General features: G+C 67.5%; 13 protein-coding genes. 5 read left to right on the forward strand and 8 right to left on the reverse strand.

The features are described from left to right. Nucleotides 1-2: 2 nt before the first annotated feature. Genes ORI27_RS15390 through clpS form a run of 6 tightly spaced genes read right to left on the reverse strand, consistent with a single transcriptional unit; the run spans nt 3 to nt 3680 of the window. Nucleotides 3-974, reverse strand: a complete 972-nt coding sequence (locus ORI27_RS15390; protein WP_265997616.1) for a cysteine synthase — start codon at nt 972-974, stop codon at nt 3-5. A 12-nt stretch (nt 975-986) separates the two neighbouring features. Continuing rightward, entirely contained in the window at nt 987-1259 is a 273-nt protein-coding gene (locus ORI27_RS15395) for a MoaD/ThiS family protein (protein WP_265997615.1), read from the reverse strand. 14 nt (nt 1260-1273) lie between these two features. Continuing rightward, nucleotides 1274-1714, reverse strand: coding sequence for a M67 family metallopeptidase (locus ORI27_RS15400; protein ID WP_407666318.1), 441 nt, complete (start codon nt 1712-1714; stop codon nt 1274-1276). Between the two features lie 5 nt (nt 1715-1719). Beyond that, nucleotides 1720-2757, reverse strand: a complete 1038-nt coding sequence (locus tag ORI27_RS15405) for a P1 family peptidase (protein ID WP_265997612.1) — start codon at nt 2755-2757, stop codon at nt 1720-1722. Then, the gene (gene aosR / locus ORI27_RS15410; RefSeq protein ID WP_265997610.1) at nt 2754-3341 is read right to left on the reverse strand and encodes an oxidative stress transcriptional regulator AosR; all 588 of its coding nucleotides are present in this window, start codon (nt 3339-3341) and stop codon (nt 2754-2756) included. Before aosR ends, ORI27_RS15405 begins: the two co-directional genes overlap by 4 nt. A 33-nt stretch (nt 3342-3374) precedes the next feature. Beyond that, nucleotides 3375-3680, reverse strand: a complete 306-nt coding sequence (gene clpS, locus ORI27_RS15415; RefSeq protein WP_265997609.1) for an ATP-dependent Clp protease adapter ClpS — start codon at nt 3678-3680, stop codon at nt 3375-3377. Between the two features lie 66 nt (nt 3681-3746). Here clpS and ORI27_RS15420 point away from each other — a divergent pair, with 66 nt between their 5' ends. The 3 genes from ORI27_RS15420 to ORI27_RS15430 all read left to right on the forward strand — a co-directional run bounded on the left by ORI27_RS15420 (nt 3747) and on the right by ORI27_RS15430 (nt 8597). Then, nucleotides 3747-5060: a nicotinate phosphoribosyltransferase gene (locus tag ORI27_RS15420; protein WP_265997608.1), complete on the forward strand. Its 1314-nt coding sequence runs from the start codon at nt 3747-3749 to the stop codon at nt 5058-5060. Continuing rightward, complete coding sequence (locus ORI27_RS15425) at nt 5057-7060, forward strand: ATP-dependent DNA helicase (protein WP_265997607.1); 2004 nt, start codon at nt 5057-5059, stop codon at nt 7058-7060. Before ORI27_RS15420 ends, ORI27_RS15425 begins: the two co-directional genes overlap by 4 nt. Nucleotides 7061-7151: 91 nt before the next feature. Next, nucleotides 7152-8597: a neutral zinc metallopeptidase gene (locus ORI27_RS15430; protein ID WP_265997606.1), complete on the forward strand. Its 1446-nt coding sequence runs from the start codon at nt 7152-7154 to the stop codon at nt 8595-8597. A 16-nt stretch (nt 8598-8613) separates the two neighbouring features. On the opposite strand, the gene ORI27_RS15435 is transcribed toward ORI27_RS15430, so the two are convergent. Both ORI27_RS15435 and glgP read right to left on the reverse strand, forming a co-directional pair. Continuing rightward, complete coding sequence (locus tag ORI27_RS15435; RefSeq protein ID WP_265997605.1) at nt 8614-9336, reverse strand: MspA family porin; 723 nt, start codon at nt 9334-9336, stop codon at nt 8614-8616. Between the two features lie 119 nt (nt 9337-9455). Then, the gene (gene glgP / locus ORI27_RS15440) at nt 9456-12083 is read right to left on the reverse strand and encodes an alpha-glucan family phosphorylase (RefSeq protein WP_265997603.1); all 2628 of its coding nucleotides are present in this window, start codon (nt 12081-12083) and stop codon (nt 9456-9458) included. Nucleotides 12084-12331: 248 nt separating this feature from the next. Here glgP and ORI27_RS15445 point away from each other — a divergent pair, with 248 nt between their 5' ends. Together ORI27_RS15445 and glgB are read left to right on the forward strand one after the other, a co-directional pair. After that, nucleotides 12332-14419: an alpha-1,4-glucan--maltose-1-phosphate maltosyltransferase gene (locus ORI27_RS15445; protein WP_265997602.1), complete on the forward strand. Its 2088-nt coding sequence runs from the start codon at nt 12332-12334 to the stop codon at nt 14417-14419. A 24-nt stretch (nt 14420-14443) separates the two neighbouring features. Beyond that, nucleotides 14444-16639 carry a 1,4-alpha-glucan branching protein GlgB gene (gene glgB, locus ORI27_RS15450; protein WP_265997600.1) on the forward strand — a complete coding sequence of 732 codons (2196 nt, stop codon included), beginning with the start codon at nt 14444-14446 and terminating at the stop codon, nt 16637-16639. Nucleotides 16640-16743: the final 104 nt, after the last annotated feature.

A 16743-nucleotide genomic window follows, 5' to 3' on the forward strand; every position in this document is an offset into this window, starting at 1 on the left:
GTCTACGCCCAGAGCTGGCCTTCCAAAGCCTCCTCGGCTTCGTCCAGGCTACCGGCGTAGGCACCGGTGGACAGATACTTCCACCCCGCGTCGCACACGGTGAACGCGATGTCAGCGCGCTGAGCAGCCTTGACGGCCTTGGCCGCCACTCCCAACGCGGCGTGCAGGATCGCGCCGCTGGAGATGCCGGCGAAGATCCCTTCGATCCGGATCAGTTCGCGGGTGCGGCGCAGCGCGTCAACCGAGCCGACCGAGAAGCGAGTCGTCAACACGTCCGGGTCGTAGAGCTCGGGGATGAATCCCTCGTCGATATTGCGCAGCGCATAAACACCCTCGCCGTAGCGCGGTTCGGCGGCGACGATCACGATGCCGGGAACGTGCTCACGCAGGTAGCGGCCGGTGCCCATCAGGGTGCCGGTGGTGCCCAGGCCGCCGACGAAGTGGGTGATCTCGGGCAGGTCCGCCAGCAACTCGGGCCCGGTGCCGTAATAGTGCGCGTCGGCGTTTGCCGGATTGCCGTACTGGTAGAGCATCACCCAGTCGGCGTGTTCGGCGGCCAGTTCCTTAGCGCGCGCGACCGCGGTATTGGAGCCGCCCTCGGCGGGCGAATAGATGATCTGGGCTCCGTAGAGCTCGAGGAGCTGCCGGCGCTCGACTGACGTGTTCTCCGGCATCACGCAGATCAACCGGTAGCCCTTGAGCAGCGCCGCCATCGCCAGCGAGATGCCGGTGTTGCCGCTGGTGGGCTCCAGAATGGTCGTTCCCGGCGTGAGCAGGCCGTCGCGTTCGGCCTGCTCGATCATCCGCAGGGCGGGTCGATCCTTGATGGATCCGGTCGGGTTGCGGTCTTCGAGTTTGGCCCACAGCCGCACGTGCGGACCGTCATCGCACTCATCCCAGCGCGGCGACAGTCGGGGCAACCCGACCAACGGGGTGTCTCCGACCGCCTGGACCAGCGAGCCATACCGGGTCAAGTGGCCTCCCGCTCAGCCGCCTGCCACGGCGGGCAGGATCGTCACCGAATCACCCTCGCCGATCTCGGTGGCCAGCCCACCGGAGAAGCGAACGTCCTCGTCGTTGACGTAGATGTTGACGAACCGGTTCAGCTTTCCGTTATCCACCAACCGCTCGGCGATCCCGGCGTAGTTGGCCTCCAGGTCCGCGATCACGGCCTGCAGGGTCTCGCCGTCGGCATTAACGCGTTTCTCGCCGCCGGTGTGGGTTCGCAGGATGGTCGGGATGGATACCTCAACGGACATGGGTGGCTCCTTCTTCAGCTCTGGTGTTGATCGACGATGGTGACGGGTTCTTCGGTGACCACACCGTCGACGATCCGGTAGCTGCGCAGCTCGTGCCCGTCGGGATCCCGGGTGGAGATCAGGACATAGTGCGCATCGGGCTCTGCGGCATACGCGATGTCGGTGCGGCTGGGGTAGGCCTCGGTGGCGGTGTGCGAGTGGTAGATGACGACGGGGGCCTCGTCGTTCTCGTCCATGGCGCGCCACACCCTGAGCTGCTCGCCGGAGTCGAACCGGTAGAACGTCGGGGACCGCTCGGCGTTGACCATCGCGATGTGCCGCTCGGGCCGGCCGGACCCCGCTGGCCCGGCCAGCACTCCGCACGCCTCGTCGGGGTGGTCGGTCCTGGCATGGGCGACCATGGCGTCGACCAGGTCGGCACGGATCACCAGCACGGTGGCGTTTCCTCCTGTGATCGAGCTCAGCGGCCAGATGCGCCGAACGCACCAGGCAACATGTCGCGGTAGGTCGGTATTCCGGCAGCCGACTCGGCGGCCAGCACCGCGACCAGCACCGCGCGCGCCAGACAATCCGCCCCGGCCGCGCCGATCGCCGCAAGCGGCTTGGTCTCCGGCGCCATCTGTGCCGGGGTATCCGCGGCTGGCTGGACCTCGACCGCGCCGGTGGCCAACGCGAAGACGGTGTCCCCGTCCAGGGGGGTGTGCGCCGGGCGGATGGTGTGCGCCAGGCCGTCCTGGGCCGCGACGGCCAAACGCCGGCACGCCGTCGGTGACAGCGCGGCGTCGGTGGCCACCACAGCGATGGTCGTGTTCAACGGACTGGCCTCCGCATCGAGGGCGCTCAGTGCGGCGATCTGCTCGGCTGGCGGGTTGACCAGCCCGAACTCCTCGGTCAAGTGGGTCATCCAGGGCAGTCCGGTGGCCGGGCTAACGACGTTTCCGGCGCTGTTGACGATGACGATCGCGCCGACGGTGACGCCCGAATCGAGTGTGGTCGACGCGGTGCCGACACCACCTTTCAGCACGGCGGCGCGGGCGCCGATCCCGGCGCCGACGGTGCCGACCGCCACGTCCACACCGGCCGTCTGTGCCGCCGCATACCCGAACTCGGCGCTCGGCCGGCAACGCCAGCCACCGACCGGAAGGTCGAAAATCACCGCGGCCGGAACGATCGGAACAACGCCGCCCTCCATCGCCACACCGCGGCCCCGCTCCTCCAGCCAGGTCATCACCCCGTCGGCGGCGGCCAGCCCGTAAGCGCTGCCTCCGGTCAAGACGACCGCATCGACGTGGCGGACGCTGTTGGACGGGTCGAGCAGATCGGTCTCACGACCGCCGGGTGCACCGCCCCGAACATCGACCGCCCCGACCGTCCCGGGAGGGGCGACGATCACGGTGGTGCCGCAGGCCCAGCCCGATCCGAGGGTGGCGTCGGCGTCGAGGCGACCGTGATGACCGACCAAGATGCCGTCGACATCGGTGATTGAGCCGCGACTCATCGGATCGGTTTGCCCATCAACCCGAGCACCAGATACTCCTGCAGCACGGTCAGCCACTGGTACACGTCGAGATGGCCGGCCAGTGGATGATCGGGCGGCAGCCGGTCAGGACCCTGCGGCCCGATCTCGAGCATCGCCCCCAGGGCCAGCCGCACGTCGTTGACCGCGGAGATCCACGCGTTGGCATCGCCCTCGGTGATTTCGAACCTGCCTCCGCCGTCGGGCAGTGTATCCAGAAGACGTTGTGCCGCAGCCTTTTTAGCGTCGATGATCTCCGGCTCGTGCAGGCTGCGCAGGGCGTTGTTGAGGCTTTCGGCGGCCGCCGAGCCGGCCGGGTGATCGTGCTGTGGCTTGAAGAAATCCGGCAGCAGCCGCCGCATGGTGGAGTCCTCCGGCGGGAGCGGGTTGCCGGCGCGGATACCGGTGATCTGCTCCAGCGGATCCGATGGCGTCGAGGCCTCCCGCTCGTCGAGCATGCCCTGCACCGAGGCCACCATGTTCTTCAGCAGCGCCGCTTCGTGCGGAGCCAGTGCCGAACGGAAGCGGGGACCGTCAGCGGTGTCGACCCGCTTCCATTTGCGCACGTTGATCCTGACCGATGGACTCGTTGGCCTTGCTCAGCGGTCCTGCTGCATGGTCGCCCACAATCCGGCGGCATGCAGTTTGGACACGTCGACTTCCATGGACTCCCGGCTTCCCGCCGAAACGACCGCCTTGCCCTCGTGATGAACCTGCAGCATGAGCTTGGTTGCGTGCGGTTCGCTGTAGCCGAAGAGCTTCTGGAACACGTAGGTCACATAGTTCATCAGATTGACCGGGTCATCCCAGACGATCGTGACCCAGGGGCTGTCCAGGGCAGCGACGGAATCCGTTCGTTGCTGTTCACTGGTGTCCGGTCGGGTCGGAGCTGCTTGCGAGCCCATGCGCCTAAGGATAGCGAGCGGGATCAATCGCTATCCAGCCCGTGGGGCGGCCGATACGGTTGCGCTGTGACCGCCGCCCTGCTGACGGACAAATACGAGCTGACCATGCTGGCCGCCGCGTTGCGCGATGGCTCGGCCGGACGCAGGACCACTTTCGAGGTGTTCGCGCGTCGGCTGCCCGACGGGCGCCGGTACGGAGTGGTGGCCGGGACCGCGCGTTTCCTGGAAGCCTTGGGCGAGTTCGTCTTCGATGATGAGGCCCTTGAGCCGTTGCGGTCCTTTCTCGACCCCGCGACGCTGGACTACCTCCGGGACTTCCGCTTCACCGGCGATATCGACGGCTACGCCGAGGGCGAGCTGTACTTCCCCGGATCCCCGGTGCTGTCGGTCACCGGCAGCTTCGCCGAATGCGTACTCCTGGAGACGCTGGCGCTGTCGATCCTCAACCACGACACCGCGATCGCCTCGGCGGCCGCCCGCATGGTCAGCGCCGCCGCCGGTCGCACGCTGATCGAGATGGGTTCGCGGCGCACCCATGAATATGCGGCGGTCGCCGCGGCCCGCGCGGCCTACATTGCCGGCTTCACCGGTACCTCCAACCTGGAGGCCAGCCGCCGCTACGGCATCCCCGCCCTGGGGACCAGCGCGCACGCGTTCACCATGCTGCACGCGTCGGCAGCCGATGGCCCGGATCAGTGGGAGCGCGCCGCGTTCCGTGCGCAGGTCGACACCCTCGGCGTCGGAACAACCCTGCTGGTCGACACCTACGACGTCACGGCGGGCGTAGCCAACGCGATCGCCGTCGCCGGGACCGAACTCGGTGCCGTGCGCATCGACTCCGGTGACCTCGGTGTCCTGGCAAGGCAAGTGCGGGCTCAGCTCGACGGGCTGGGCGCGACCCGAACCCAGATCGTGGTCTCGGGCGATCTCGACGAATACTCGATCGCGGCGCTGCGCGCCGATCCCGTCAACAGCTACGGTGTCGGGACTTCGGTGGCCACCGGCTCCGGCGCCCCCACTGCCAGCATGGTCTACAAGCTCGTCGAGGTGGACGGCCTTCCGGTGCAGAAGCGCAGCAGCCACAAGGAATCCCATGGCGGCCGCAAGGCGGCCCTGCGCCTGTCCCGGCCGACGGGCACGATCATCGAGGAGGTCGTCCACCCCGTGTCCACACCGCCTGAGGTGACCGAGCCCGCCCGCACGCTGACCGTGCCGCTGATGCGGGGCGGTCGGCCCGCTGACCACCAACCCGCGCCCGGCCTGGCCGCTGCGCGAGAGTTGGTGGTCAGCGGACTTCACAGCCTGCCGTGGGAGGGTTTGGCCCTGTCGGCGGGTGAGCCGGCGATCCCGACCCGTCAGGTGCCGGTGCAGCCGCGGTGAACGCGACCGATCTCCCGCCGGTGACCGAGTTACTGGCGACGGCGGTGGCCACGCTGGGCGGCAACGAGCGGCCGGGCCAGGTGCGGATGGCCGAGGCGGTGGCACAGGCCTTCGCCGGCGGCGAACATCTGGCGGTGCAGGCCGGCACCGGCACTGGCAAGTCGCTGGCCTACCTGGTTCCCGCGATCGCCCGGGCGGTCGCCGAGGAAACCCCCGTCGTGGTGTCCACCGCGACCATCGCCCTGCAACGCCAGCTCGTCGACCGCGACCTGCCCCGGCTGGTCGACGCGCTCGCCGCCGCCCTACCTCGACGGCCGCGTTTCGCGCTGCTGAAAGGGCGCCGAAATTACTTGTGTTTGAACAAGATCCACAACGGAACGAGCGACGAAGCAAGCGACGCCGCTCAGGAGGAGCTGTTCGAGCCGGTCGCCGCCACCGCGTTGGTTCGGGATGTCGCCCGGCTGACGGCGTGGGCGTCGTCGACCGAGACCGGCGACCGCGACGAACTGACGCCCGGCGTGCCCGATCGATCCTGGTCGCAGGTCAGCGTCTCGGCGCGGGAGTGCCTCGGCATGGCGCGCTGCCCGTACGGCAGCGACTGCTTCTCCGAACGCGCGCGGGCCGAGGCCGGGCGAGCCGAGATCATCGTCACCAACCACGCGCTGCTGGCCATTGACGCGATCGCCGACGCCGCAGTGCTGCCCGAACACGAATATCTGGTGGTCGACGAGGCGCACGAATTGGTGGACCGGGTGACGTCGGTGGCCACCGGCGAGCTGACCCCGGCCCCGCTCGGAGCGGCCACCCGGCGTATCGCCCGGCTGGTCAACCCGCAGCTCGCCCAGCGGATGGAAGCGGCGGTCGCGACGTTCTCGTCGGCGATCCACGACGCCCAGCCCGGCCGGCTCGACTATCTCGACGACGAACTGGCCACCTACCTGACCACCCTGCGGGACGCGGCCACCGCCGCCCGCGGCGACATCGACCCGTCGCCGCGTGACCCCAAGGCCGCCGCGGCCCGCAACGAAGCGATCGCGGCGCTCACCGATATCGGCGATACCGCCGCACGGGTGCTGGACTCGTTCGTGCCGGCGATCCCCGACCGCACCGAGGTGGTGTGGCTCGATCACGAGGACATCAAGGGCGGAGCGACCGGCGGATCGACACAGCGACCGGTGCTGCGGGTGGCGCCGCTGTCGGTGGCAGGGTTGCTGCGAACGCGACTGTTCGACAGCGCGACAACGGTTTTGACATCAGCGACGCTGACGGTCGGCGGCTCTTTCGATGCCATGGCCGGCGCGTGGGGACTCGGCGACGGGCCCACCTGGAAAGGCCTCGACGTCGGCTCACCGTTCGAGCACGCCAAGTCCGGCATCCTCTACGTCGCCGCGCACCTGCCGCCACCGGGCCGCGACACCGCCGGCTCGCCCGAGCAACTGGACGAGATCACCGGGCTGATCGAGGCGGCCGGTGGCCGCACGCTGGGACTGTTCTCGTCGATGCGTGCGGCCAAGACCGCGGCCGAAGCGCTACGGGCGCGGATCGACACCCCGATCCTCTGCCAGGGCGACGACGGCACCGCCGCCCTCGTCGAGCGCTTCGCCGCCGATCCGGAGACATCGCTGTTCGGCACTCTGTCACTGTGGCAGGGCGTCGACGTGCCGGGTCCGTCGCTGTCCCTGGTCCTCATCGATCGCATCCCGTTCCCCCGTCCCGACGATCCCCTGCTGACCGCGCGGCAGCGGGCCGTCGCCGCCCGGGGAGGCAACGGGTTCATGACGGTCGCCGCCGCACACGCCGCCCTGCTGCTGGCTCAAGGGGCGGGCCGACTGTTGCGCCGGGCCGACGACCGGGGCGTCGTCGCTGTGCTGGACTCGCGAATGGCCAGCGCACGCTACGGCGGCTACCTGCGCGCCTCGCTGCCACCGTTCTGGTCGACCACCGATCCGGTGCGCGTCAAACAAGCACTTCAGCGGCTACGCGACGGTGCCACGTCGTGAGTTGGGATCGGTAAGCGCGCGGGGGCACGGCACTATTGTGGGAGCAAATTTCGACATACGCCGGTCTGACACCTCGGGGAGGGTGGCCCTCATGCACCGACGACGACACCTCGCTCGTCTGCTCGCCGTCGCGGGCACCGCGGTGGTGCTGGCCGGGTGTGGCACCACCATCTCGGGCAAGGCTGTCTCGGTGTTCGACGACCCGTTCAAGGTCGGGGGCCTACAGGCTGTCGACGGACCCAGCGGCTTGCGCTCGGACGCCGAGGAGCCGTCCCGCCGCGTCACCGACACCGACGGCGGCGAGGACGACGAGATCGCCGCACAGTCGGTGAGCGACCTCGAGGAATATTGGAAAGGTGCCTACAGCGGTACTTTCGACGGCGAATTCACACCCGTGAAGGAGCTCGTCTCGTGGGACTCCGACTCGTACAGCGGTGAATTCTGCGACGAGTCCACCGTCGGCCTGATCAACGCCGCCTACTGCGACGACGACAACACCATCGGGTGGGATCGTGGGGTACTGCTACCCGCCTTGCGCCATGCCAACGGCGACATGGCGATCACGATGGTGCTGGCCCACGAGTACGGGCATGCGATTCAGAAACTGTCCAAGCTCAACAAGAAGGGCACGCCCACCCTGGTCGCCGAGCAACAGGCCGACTGCTTTGCCGGCGCCTACCTGCGGTGGGTCGCCGAAGGCGATTCGAAACGGTTCACGCTGAGCACCGGCGACGGGCTGAACAACCTGCTGGCCGCGATGATCGCGTTCCGCGACCCCCTGCTCAGCCAGGACGACTACTTCGACACCGGCGACGAACACGGATCAGCTTTCGAACGAGTCTCGGCCTTCCAGTTCGGGTTCACCGACGGACCGTCATCCTGCGCCGCCATCGACGCCCAGGAGATCGGTGAGCGTCGCGGCGATCTGCCCATCGAATTGCAGAGCGACCAGACCGGCGAGTGGCCGGTCAGCGAGGAGTCGGTCGGCGCCATCACCGAGGCGATGAACATTCTGTTCTCGCCGAAGAATCCGCCGACGCTGAGCTTTGATGCCGCCGCGGCGTCGACGTGTCCCGACGCCCGGCCCAGCCCGCCGGCCTCCTACTGCCCGGCCACCAACACCATCGCCGTCGATCTGCCAGGCCTGGAGAAAATGGGCGCGTCGAACGAAGGCGAGGACGATGTCCTGGTCACCGGCGACAACACCGCGTACTCGGTGCTGATGTCCCGATACATGCTGGCGGTACAGCACGAGCGCGGCGGCCTGGTGCTCGACAACGCCGAGGCCGGGCTGCGCACCGCCTGCCTGACCGGCGTGGCCACCACCAAGCTGTCCAAGGAGGTCACCACTTCCGACGGCAACACCGTCGCCCTGACCGCCGGCGATATCGACGAGGCGGTATCCGGCCTGCTGACCAACGGCCTGGTCGCCGGCGATGTCAACGGCGAATCGGTGCCCGCCGGGTTCAACCGCATCGACGCGTTCCGCATCGGCGTGCTCGGCGATCAGGACCGCTGTATCAAACGATTTCCCTGACGGTGTGCCCGTCGGCTCAGATCTTCTTCGTCACGCCGTACCAGGACAGGATCGCGTCGCCTTCGTCGGTGGACTTGGTCAGCGTCGCGTACGAGCGGATGAACGACTCGCCGACGCAGCCGTCGATCTTGACGTGGAAGTTGCTGATCGACACCCACGGCGCGGCGCCCTTGTACCTTTTTTTGGTCACCGGGACGATGTTGATGATGCCGGGCTTGAGGCTCACGATGATGCCGCCGCCGATGTTGGCGCCGACCCCCGGCAGGAAGCCCTCGGCGGCGACGTTCGGGAAATCCAGGCCGAGAAAGCCGATCGACGGGCTGATACCGGCGCTGCCGGTCAGCGAGACGCCGTTGGAGGTGCTCATGTCGATACCGCAGCCGATCTGATAGCCGACCTCGAACACACCCTCCGGGGTGCTGCCGGGGCCGTTGAGCTCGCCGTTGAAGACGCCCCCGACGACGTACTCCCGCGACGAGATCGCGGTGGTCAACGGCGCGCTGGGCATCTGGACCTCGTCCTTGGCGGAGATCGTCAGGGTCCACCCGTCGGGTGATTCCGTGCTGATCGGCGGGGTGGACGCCACCCTCCCATCGTCGACCGGCGGGGGAACCGGGTCGGTGGCGACGATGGGCTGGGCAAGATCGGGGCCGCCGGGATCGGGATCGGCCGACGCGGGTACCGGAGTCGCCAACAAGCTTCCTACCAGCGCCAACAGCACCGCACGACGAACGAACACTCCCCGAAAGCCTTCCCGGAGGCCGATGGTCCGCCCCGATGCGGCACCCGGACGACACTCCTGTTGGGAACCTACAGGTGGCTCCCATGCCCTGCTAACCGGTTCGGCAACTCCCAGCGTTACGCCAGCGTGACGAGACCGAGTTCGGTGTCGCCGGCCAGCAGCGGGTGGTGCGGCAGCACGCGCACCGTGTAGCCGACGGACCCGGCCAAGGGCAGCGGAGTCGTCGTCGTGAAGATGTCGGTGCCGCCGTCACCAGAACCCGTATGCGCCATGGCGATGACCACCGGGTCCTGCAAGGCATTCGCCGCGTCGACACGGCCGAGCACCGCCTGCACCACCACCTCGTCGGGGTGCAGCCCGGCCAGTTGCACGGTGGCCGTCAACGTCAGCTCCGACCCCAGGATCGGGGTGCCCGGCAGTCCGGTGTTGTCCACATCGGTGATCTTGATCTTCGGCCAGGCTTCGCGGGCACGCAGCCGGTAGGCCGACAGTTCGCGGGCGCAGCCGAACGGCAGCCCGTCGATGGGCGCGCTCGTCAGGCTGAAGGACCGCGCGGCGGGTTCGTAGTACTTCTCGGTGTAGTCGCGCACCATCCGCGAGGCCAGCACCTTGGGGCCGAGCACCTGCAAGGTGTGCCGGACCATCTCGACCCATCGGCTGGGCACCCCCTTGTCGTCGCGATCGTAGAACCGCGGCGAGACCGAATGCTCGAGCAGGTCGTAGAGCGCGGCGGCCTCCAGGTCATCGCGACGTCCTTCATCTGCCAAACCATCGGCTGTCGGTATCTCCCAACCGTTTTCGCCGTCATACCACTCGTCCCACCAGCCGTCCCGGATGGACAGGTTGAGCCCGCCGTTCAGCGCGCTCTTCATGCCCGACGTGCCGCAGGCCTCGAGCGGACGCAGCGGATTGTTCAGCCACACATCGCAACCCCAGTACAACTGGCGCGCCATCGACATGTCGTAGTCGGGCAGGAAGGCGATACGGTGGCGCACTTCGGGCCGATCGGCGAACTTGACGACCTGCTGGATGAGGGCCTTGCCCGCGTCGTCGGCGGGATGGGACTTACCGGCCACGATCAGCTGGATGGGCTCGTCCTCGTCGAGCAGCAGCGCCTCGAGCCGTTGCGGGTCACGCAGCATCAGCGTGAGGCGTTTGTACGTGGGGACCCGTCGAGCAAAGCCGATGGTCAGTACATCGGGATCGAAAGCCGTTGCTATCCATCCCAGTTCGGCCTCTGAAGCGCCACGCTCCAACCAGGACCGGCGCAGCCTGACCCGAACATCCTCGACCAGCAGCGCGCGCAGCTGAGAGCGGATCCACCAGATGTGACCGGTGTCGACCTGTTGCAGCCGTTGCCACACGCTGGGCTCGCGCAACGCCTCGGTGGAGCCGGCCAGCTCACGGCCGAGCTGCAGCCACTGCGGGGCCGCCCAGGTGGGGCCGTGTACCCCGTTGGTGATCGAGCCGATCGGCACCTCCGCGGGGTCGAGCCCGGGCCACAACTCATCGAACATCGTGCGGCTGACGCGACCATGAAGCAACGAGACCCCGTTGGCCCGTTGCGCAAGGCGCAGGCCCATGTGCGCCATGTTGAACTTCGACGGGTCGTCCTCGGCCCCGAACGCCAGCACACGTCCGACCGGAACACCGGGCAGCAGACCGGTCTTGCCCTCGTCACCGAAGTACCGCTTCACCATGTCCAGCGGGAACCGGTCGATGCCGGCCGGCACCGGGGTGTGCGTGGTGAACACCGTGGCGGCCCGCACCAAAGTCAGGGCGGTGTCGAAATCCAGCTTCTGCTCGGCCATGTATTCGCGGATCCGCTCCACGCCCGAGAAGCCCGCGTGCCCCTCGTTCATGTGGAACACGTCCGGCGCGGCCAAGCCTTCGATCGCGGTGAACGCGCGGATGGCCCGCACGCCGCCGATACCGGCGAGCAGCTCCTGCCTGATGCGGTGTTCCTGGTCGCCGCCGTATAGCCGGTCGGTGACGTTGCGCAGGTCGTGTTCGTTCTCGGGGATGTCAGAGTCCAACAGCAACAGCGGTATCCGCCCGACCTGGGCGACCCACACCCTGGCCCGCAGCACCTTGGCGTCCGGCATCGCCAGCGCCACCAGGACCGGCGCCCCGGCGGCATCGGCCAGCAGCCGCAGCGGCAGGCCCTGGGGGTCCAGGGATGGATAGTTCTCGTGTTGCCAGCCGTCGGCGGTCAGCGACTGACGGAAATAGCCGGACCGGTAGTACAGACCCACGGCGATCAGCGGCAAGCCCAGATCGGAAGCCGACTTCAGGTGGTCACCGGCCAGGATCCCGAGACCGCCGGAATAGTTGGGCAGCACCTCGGCGACACCGAACTCCATGGAGAAGTAGGCGATACCCGTCGGCATCGTGGCCGCGTCCTGTTCCTGGTACCGCTGCTCCTGGTACCGCTGTTCCTGGTACCGCTGTTCCTGGTACCACATGGGCCGCCCGAGATAATCATCCAGGTCGGCCGCGAGTTGCTCGAGGGTGCCCAGGAACGACTCGTTCGCGGCCAACTCGTCGAGCCGCGCCGGGGAGACCGCACCCAGCAGGGCCACCGGATCCTGACCGATTTGCAGCCACAGTTGCGGATCGATCGAGGCGAAGAGATCCTGGGTCGGCTTGTCCCACGACCAACGCAAGTTGGTGGACAGCCGGCCCAACGCCGAGAGCCGATCGGGCAAGTGTGCGCGGACCGTAAACCTCCGGAGGGCCTTCACGTGTTCCAACCTTACTGAGATTCCACGACGGCGAGAGGTCACCGCACGCTTCCTCCCCCCGCATTCATTCGGGCTACTACGGTGTGAATAGGGCGCGATGCGGTTACCCCGAGGGGCAAGGAGTCTCACACCGGGTGCAGGGGCGAGCACGACTGCACTACGACAACAATGAAGACCGACAACGATGAAGACCGACGGAGTCGGCGCGGAGCGATCCACGCCACGCAAGTCAGGAATGGAGTGGTTGGGTGCCCGGTCGTATCGAGATCGATGACGTCGCGCCCGTTGTGTCCTGCGGTACCTATCCGGCCAAAGCGGTCGTCGGCGAAGTGGTGCCGGTCGCCGGGTCGGTGTGGCGCGAGGGGCACGACGCGGTGGCGGCGACGTTGGTCGTGCGCTACCTCGGACCGGCCTACCCCCAGCTGGGACAGGGTCCGGCCCGTCGGGTCAAGGCGCTCGAGGGCGCCGATCTGGCCGAGGCCGCCCCCGCGACCAGCCGGGTCAAGCCGCAGCTGTACGCGATGTCCTTGGGGCGCACACCGGATCTGTTCCACAGCCAGTTCGTGCCCGATCGGGTGGGGTTGTGGACGTTTCGGATCGACGGGTGGGGCGATCCGATCACCACCTGGCGCCGTGCCGTCACCGCGAAGCTGAACGCCGGCCAAGGTGAGTCCGAACTCGACAACGACCTGCTGGTGGGTGCCCGGCTGCTGGAACGCGCGGCCACCGGCGTCCCGCGTGATCGCCGCGCTCCGCTGCTCGACGCCGCGGCGGCGCTCCGCGAGCCCGGCGACCCGCTGACCCGCGCCGCGCCGGCACTATCCCACGACATCACCGATCTGCTCGCCCAGTATCCGCTGCGCGAGCTGGTCACCCGCGGCGCCACCTACGGGGTATGGGTCGATCGGCCGCTGGCGCGCTGCAGCGCCTGGTATGAGCTGTTCCCCCGCTCGACCGGCGGCCGCGACGAGCACGGCCGCCCGGTGCACGGCACGTTCGCGACGGCCGCCGCCGCGCTGCCCCGGGTCGCCGCGATGGGATTCAACGTCGTCTACCTGCCACCGATCCACCCGATCGGCAAGGTGCACCGCAAGGGCCGCAACAACAGCGTGACGGCTGAACCCGGCGACGTGGGGTCACCCTGGGCGATCGGCAGCGATGAGGGCGGCCACGACGCGGTTCACCCCGATCTGGGGACGATCGACGACTTCGACCGGTTCGTGGCCGCCGCCCGCGACAACGGGCTCGAGGTGGCGCTGGACCTCGCATTGCAGTGCGCGCCGGATCACCCCTGGGCCAAGAATCACCGGCAGTGGTTCACCGAACTCCCCGACGGCACCATCGCCTATGCGGAGAACCCGCCGAAGAAGTACCAGGACATCTATCCGCTGAACTTCGACAACGATCCCGGCGGCCTCTACGACGAGGTTCTGCGTGTGGTGCGACACTGGATGGAACACGGCGTCAAGATCTTTCGGGTTGACAACCCACACACCAAGCCGCCGAATTTCTGGGCGTGGTTGATCGGCCAGGTGAAATCGGTCGACCCCGATGTGCTGTTCCTGTCCGAGGCGTTCACCCGACCGGCCCGGTTGTACGGTCTGGCGAAACTCGGTTTCACCCAGTCCTATTCGTACTTCACCTGGCGTACCGCCAAATGGCAGATCGAGGAGTTCGGTCGCCAGATCACCGAGCATGCCGACTACGCGCGGCCCAATCTGTTCGTCAACACGCCCGACATCCTGCACGAAAGTCTGCAGCAGGGCGGTCCGGGCATGTTCGCGATCCGGGCGGTGCTGGCCTCGACCCTGGGCACGTCCTGGGGTGTGTACTCGGGTTACGAACTGTTCGAACACCTGCCGGTGCGGGAAGGCAGCGAGGAGTACCTCGACTCCGAGAAGTACGAGCTGCGGCCGCGCGACTTCGAGGCCGCCCTGGCACACGGACAGTCGCTGGAGCCATTCCTGCAGCGCCTCAACGAGATCCGGCGCCTCCATCCGGCGCTGTGCCAGATGCGCACCATCACCTTCCACCACATCGACAACGAGGCCCTGCTGGCCTACAGCAAGTTCGACCCGGTGTCCGGTGACACCGTGCTGGTGGTGGTGACACTGAACGCCTTCGGCCCCGAGGAAGGCACCTTGTGGCTGGACATGGGAGCGCTGGGTATGCATCCCTACGACCGCTTCTGGGTCCGGGACGAGATCACCGGGGAGGAATACCAGTGGGGACAGTCGAATTTTGTGCGCCTGGAGCCATCCCGGGCCGTCGCGCACGTCCTGAACATGCCGTTGATTCCGCAGGAGCAGAGAGCAGATCTGCTGCGGCGGGAGTGACGGAACTACAAAGGAGCCTTGGCAATGACGAGAACTGACAAACTCGCCAGCCCACATCTGGCGCCCGATCCCGCCGAGCTGGCCAGGCTGGTCGCCGGCACCCACCACAGCCCGCACAGCATCCTGGGTGCCCATGAGTACGGCGATCACACTGTGGTCCGCGCGCTCAAGCCACATGCCGAGAAGGTGGTGGCGCTGGTCGGCAGCGAACGCCACGAGATGACCCACGTCGACTCCGGGGTGTTCGCGGTGGCGCTGCCGTTCACCAACCTGGTCGACTACCGGCTCGAGGTCACCTACCCGGGCGGGCACACCATGACCGTGGCCGACGGCTACCGGTTCCTGCCCACACTCGGCGAGATGGACCTGTACCTCTTCGGCGAGGGCCGTCATGAGCGATTGTGGGAGATTCTCGGTGCGCATCCGAGGTCGTTCACCACCGCCGACGGTGTCGTGGAGGGTGTCTCCTTCGCGGTGTGGGCGCCGAATGCCAAGGGGATCAACCTGATCGGCGAGTTCAATCATTGGGACGGCAACGACGCCCCGATGCGCGTCCTCGGGTCCTCGGGCGTGTGGGAGTTGTTCTGGCCCGGCTTCCCGCCCGATGGCCTGTACAAGTTCCGGGTCCACGGCGTCGACGGGTCGATCACCGACCGGGCCGACCCCTTCGCGTTCGCGACGGAGGTCCCGCCCCAAACCGCCTCCCGGGTGTTCTCATCGGACTACACCTGGGACGACGCGGGCTGGATGACCCAACGGGCGGCACGGAACCCGGTGTTCGAACCGATGAGCACCTATGAGGTGCACCTCGGTTCGTGGCGGCCGGGCCTGGGCTACCGTGAACTGGCCGAGCAACTCACCGATTACGTTGTGGACCAGGGATTCACCCATGTCGAATTCCTGCCGGTTGCCGAACATCCCTTCGGCGGCTCATGGGGCTATCAGGTGACGTCCTACTACGCCCCCACGTCGCGGTTCGGGTCGCCCGACGAGTTCCGGCTCTTGGTGGACACCTTGCACCGGGCCGGTATCGGCGTGATCGTCGACTGGGTGCCCGCACACTTCCCGAAAGACGCGTGGGCACTTGGCCGCTTCGACGGTACACCACTCTACGAACATTCCGACCCGCACCGCGGCGAGCAACTCGACTGGGGTACCTACGTTTTCGATTTCGGCCGCGCGGAGGTGCGCAACTTCCTGGTGGCCAATGCTCTGTACTGGTTGCAGGAGTTCCACGTCGATGGCCTTCGGGTGGATGCCGTCGCATCCATGCTCTATCTGGACTATTCGCGGCCGGACGGCGGCTGGACGCCCAACATCTACGGTGGGCGGGAGAATCTCGAGGCGGTCCAGTTCCTCCAGGAGATGAACGCGACCGTCCACAAGATGGCGCCGGGCATTGTCACGATCGCCGAGGAGTCCACCTCGTGGCCCGGGGTGACTCGCCCGACCAACCTTGGTGGGCTTGGCTTTTCGATGAAGTGGAACATGGGGTGGATGCACGACACGCTCGACTACATCGGACGCGACCCGATCTATCGCAGCTACCACCACCACGAGATGACGTTCTCGATGCTCTACGCGTTCAGCGAGAACTATGTCTTGCCGATCAGCCACGACGAGGTCGTGCACGGCAAGGGCACGCTGTGGGGGCGAATGCCGGGCAACGACCACGTGAAAGCGGCCGGGCTGCGCAGCCTGTTGGCCTACCAGTGGGCCCACCCCGGCAAGCAACTGCTGTTCATGGGTCAGGAGTTCGGCCAGCGAGCGGAGTGGTCGGAGGAACGCGGAGTCGACTGGTATCAGCTCGACGAGAACAGCTATTCCACCGGGATCATGCGATTCGTCGCCGACATCAACGGCATCTACCGCAGCCGCAGGGCGCTGTGGAGCCAGGACACCAGGCCCGAGGGCTACTCCTGGATCGACGCCAATGATTCGGCCAACAACGTGCTGAGCTTCCTGCGCTACGGCAGCGACGGGTCGGTACTGGCGTGTGTATTCAACTTCTCCGGTTCCGAGCACGCCCGCTACCGGCTGGGACTGCCGCACGCCGGAACCTGGCGTGAGGTGCTCAACAGCGACGCCACCATCTACAACGGCGCGGGAATCGGCAACTTCGGCGCCGTCGAGGCCAGCGACGAGCCCTGGCACGGCCGGCCGGCGTCGGCCACGCTGGTATTGCCGCCGACCTCGGCGATCTGGCTCGAGCCCGCCTAGGAGGCCGCTGAATAATCGGCGTGTCTCCTCGGTGTAGCGGCTTGAGCTGGGAAAATGGATTCATGCAAGGCATGGAGCGGCCGGATCGGGAACTGTTGGACGCC

Source organism: Mycobacterium pinniadriaticum (assembly GCF_026242045.1).
GTDB classification, from domain to species: Bacteria; Actinomycetota; Actinomycetes; order Mycobacteriales; family Mycobacteriaceae; genus Mycobacterium; species Mycobacterium pinniadriaticum.

What these genes read in the sequence shown, in the direction of transcription:
- ORI27_RS15395 (WP_265997615.1), bottom strand. Translation starts at nt 1,259, where the DNA reads ATGTCCGTTGAGGTATCCATCCCGACCATCCTGCGAACCCACACCGGC.
- ORI27_RS15405 (WP_265997612.1), bottom strand. Translation starts at nt 2,757, where the DNA reads ATGAGTCGCGGCTCAATCACCGATGTCGACGGCATCTTGGTCGGTCAT.
- clpS (WP_265997609.1), bottom strand. Translation starts at nt 3,680, where the DNA reads ATGGGCTCGCAAGCAGCTCCGACCCGACCGGACACCAGTGAACAGCAA.
- ORI27_RS15430 (WP_265997606.1), top strand. Translation starts at nt 7,152, where the DNA reads ATGCACCGACGACGACACCTCGCTCGTCTGCTCGCCGTCGCGGGCACC.
- glgB (WP_265997600.1), top strand. Translation starts at nt 14,444, where the DNA reads ATGACGAGAACTGACAAACTCGCCAGCCCACATCTGGCGCCCGATCCC.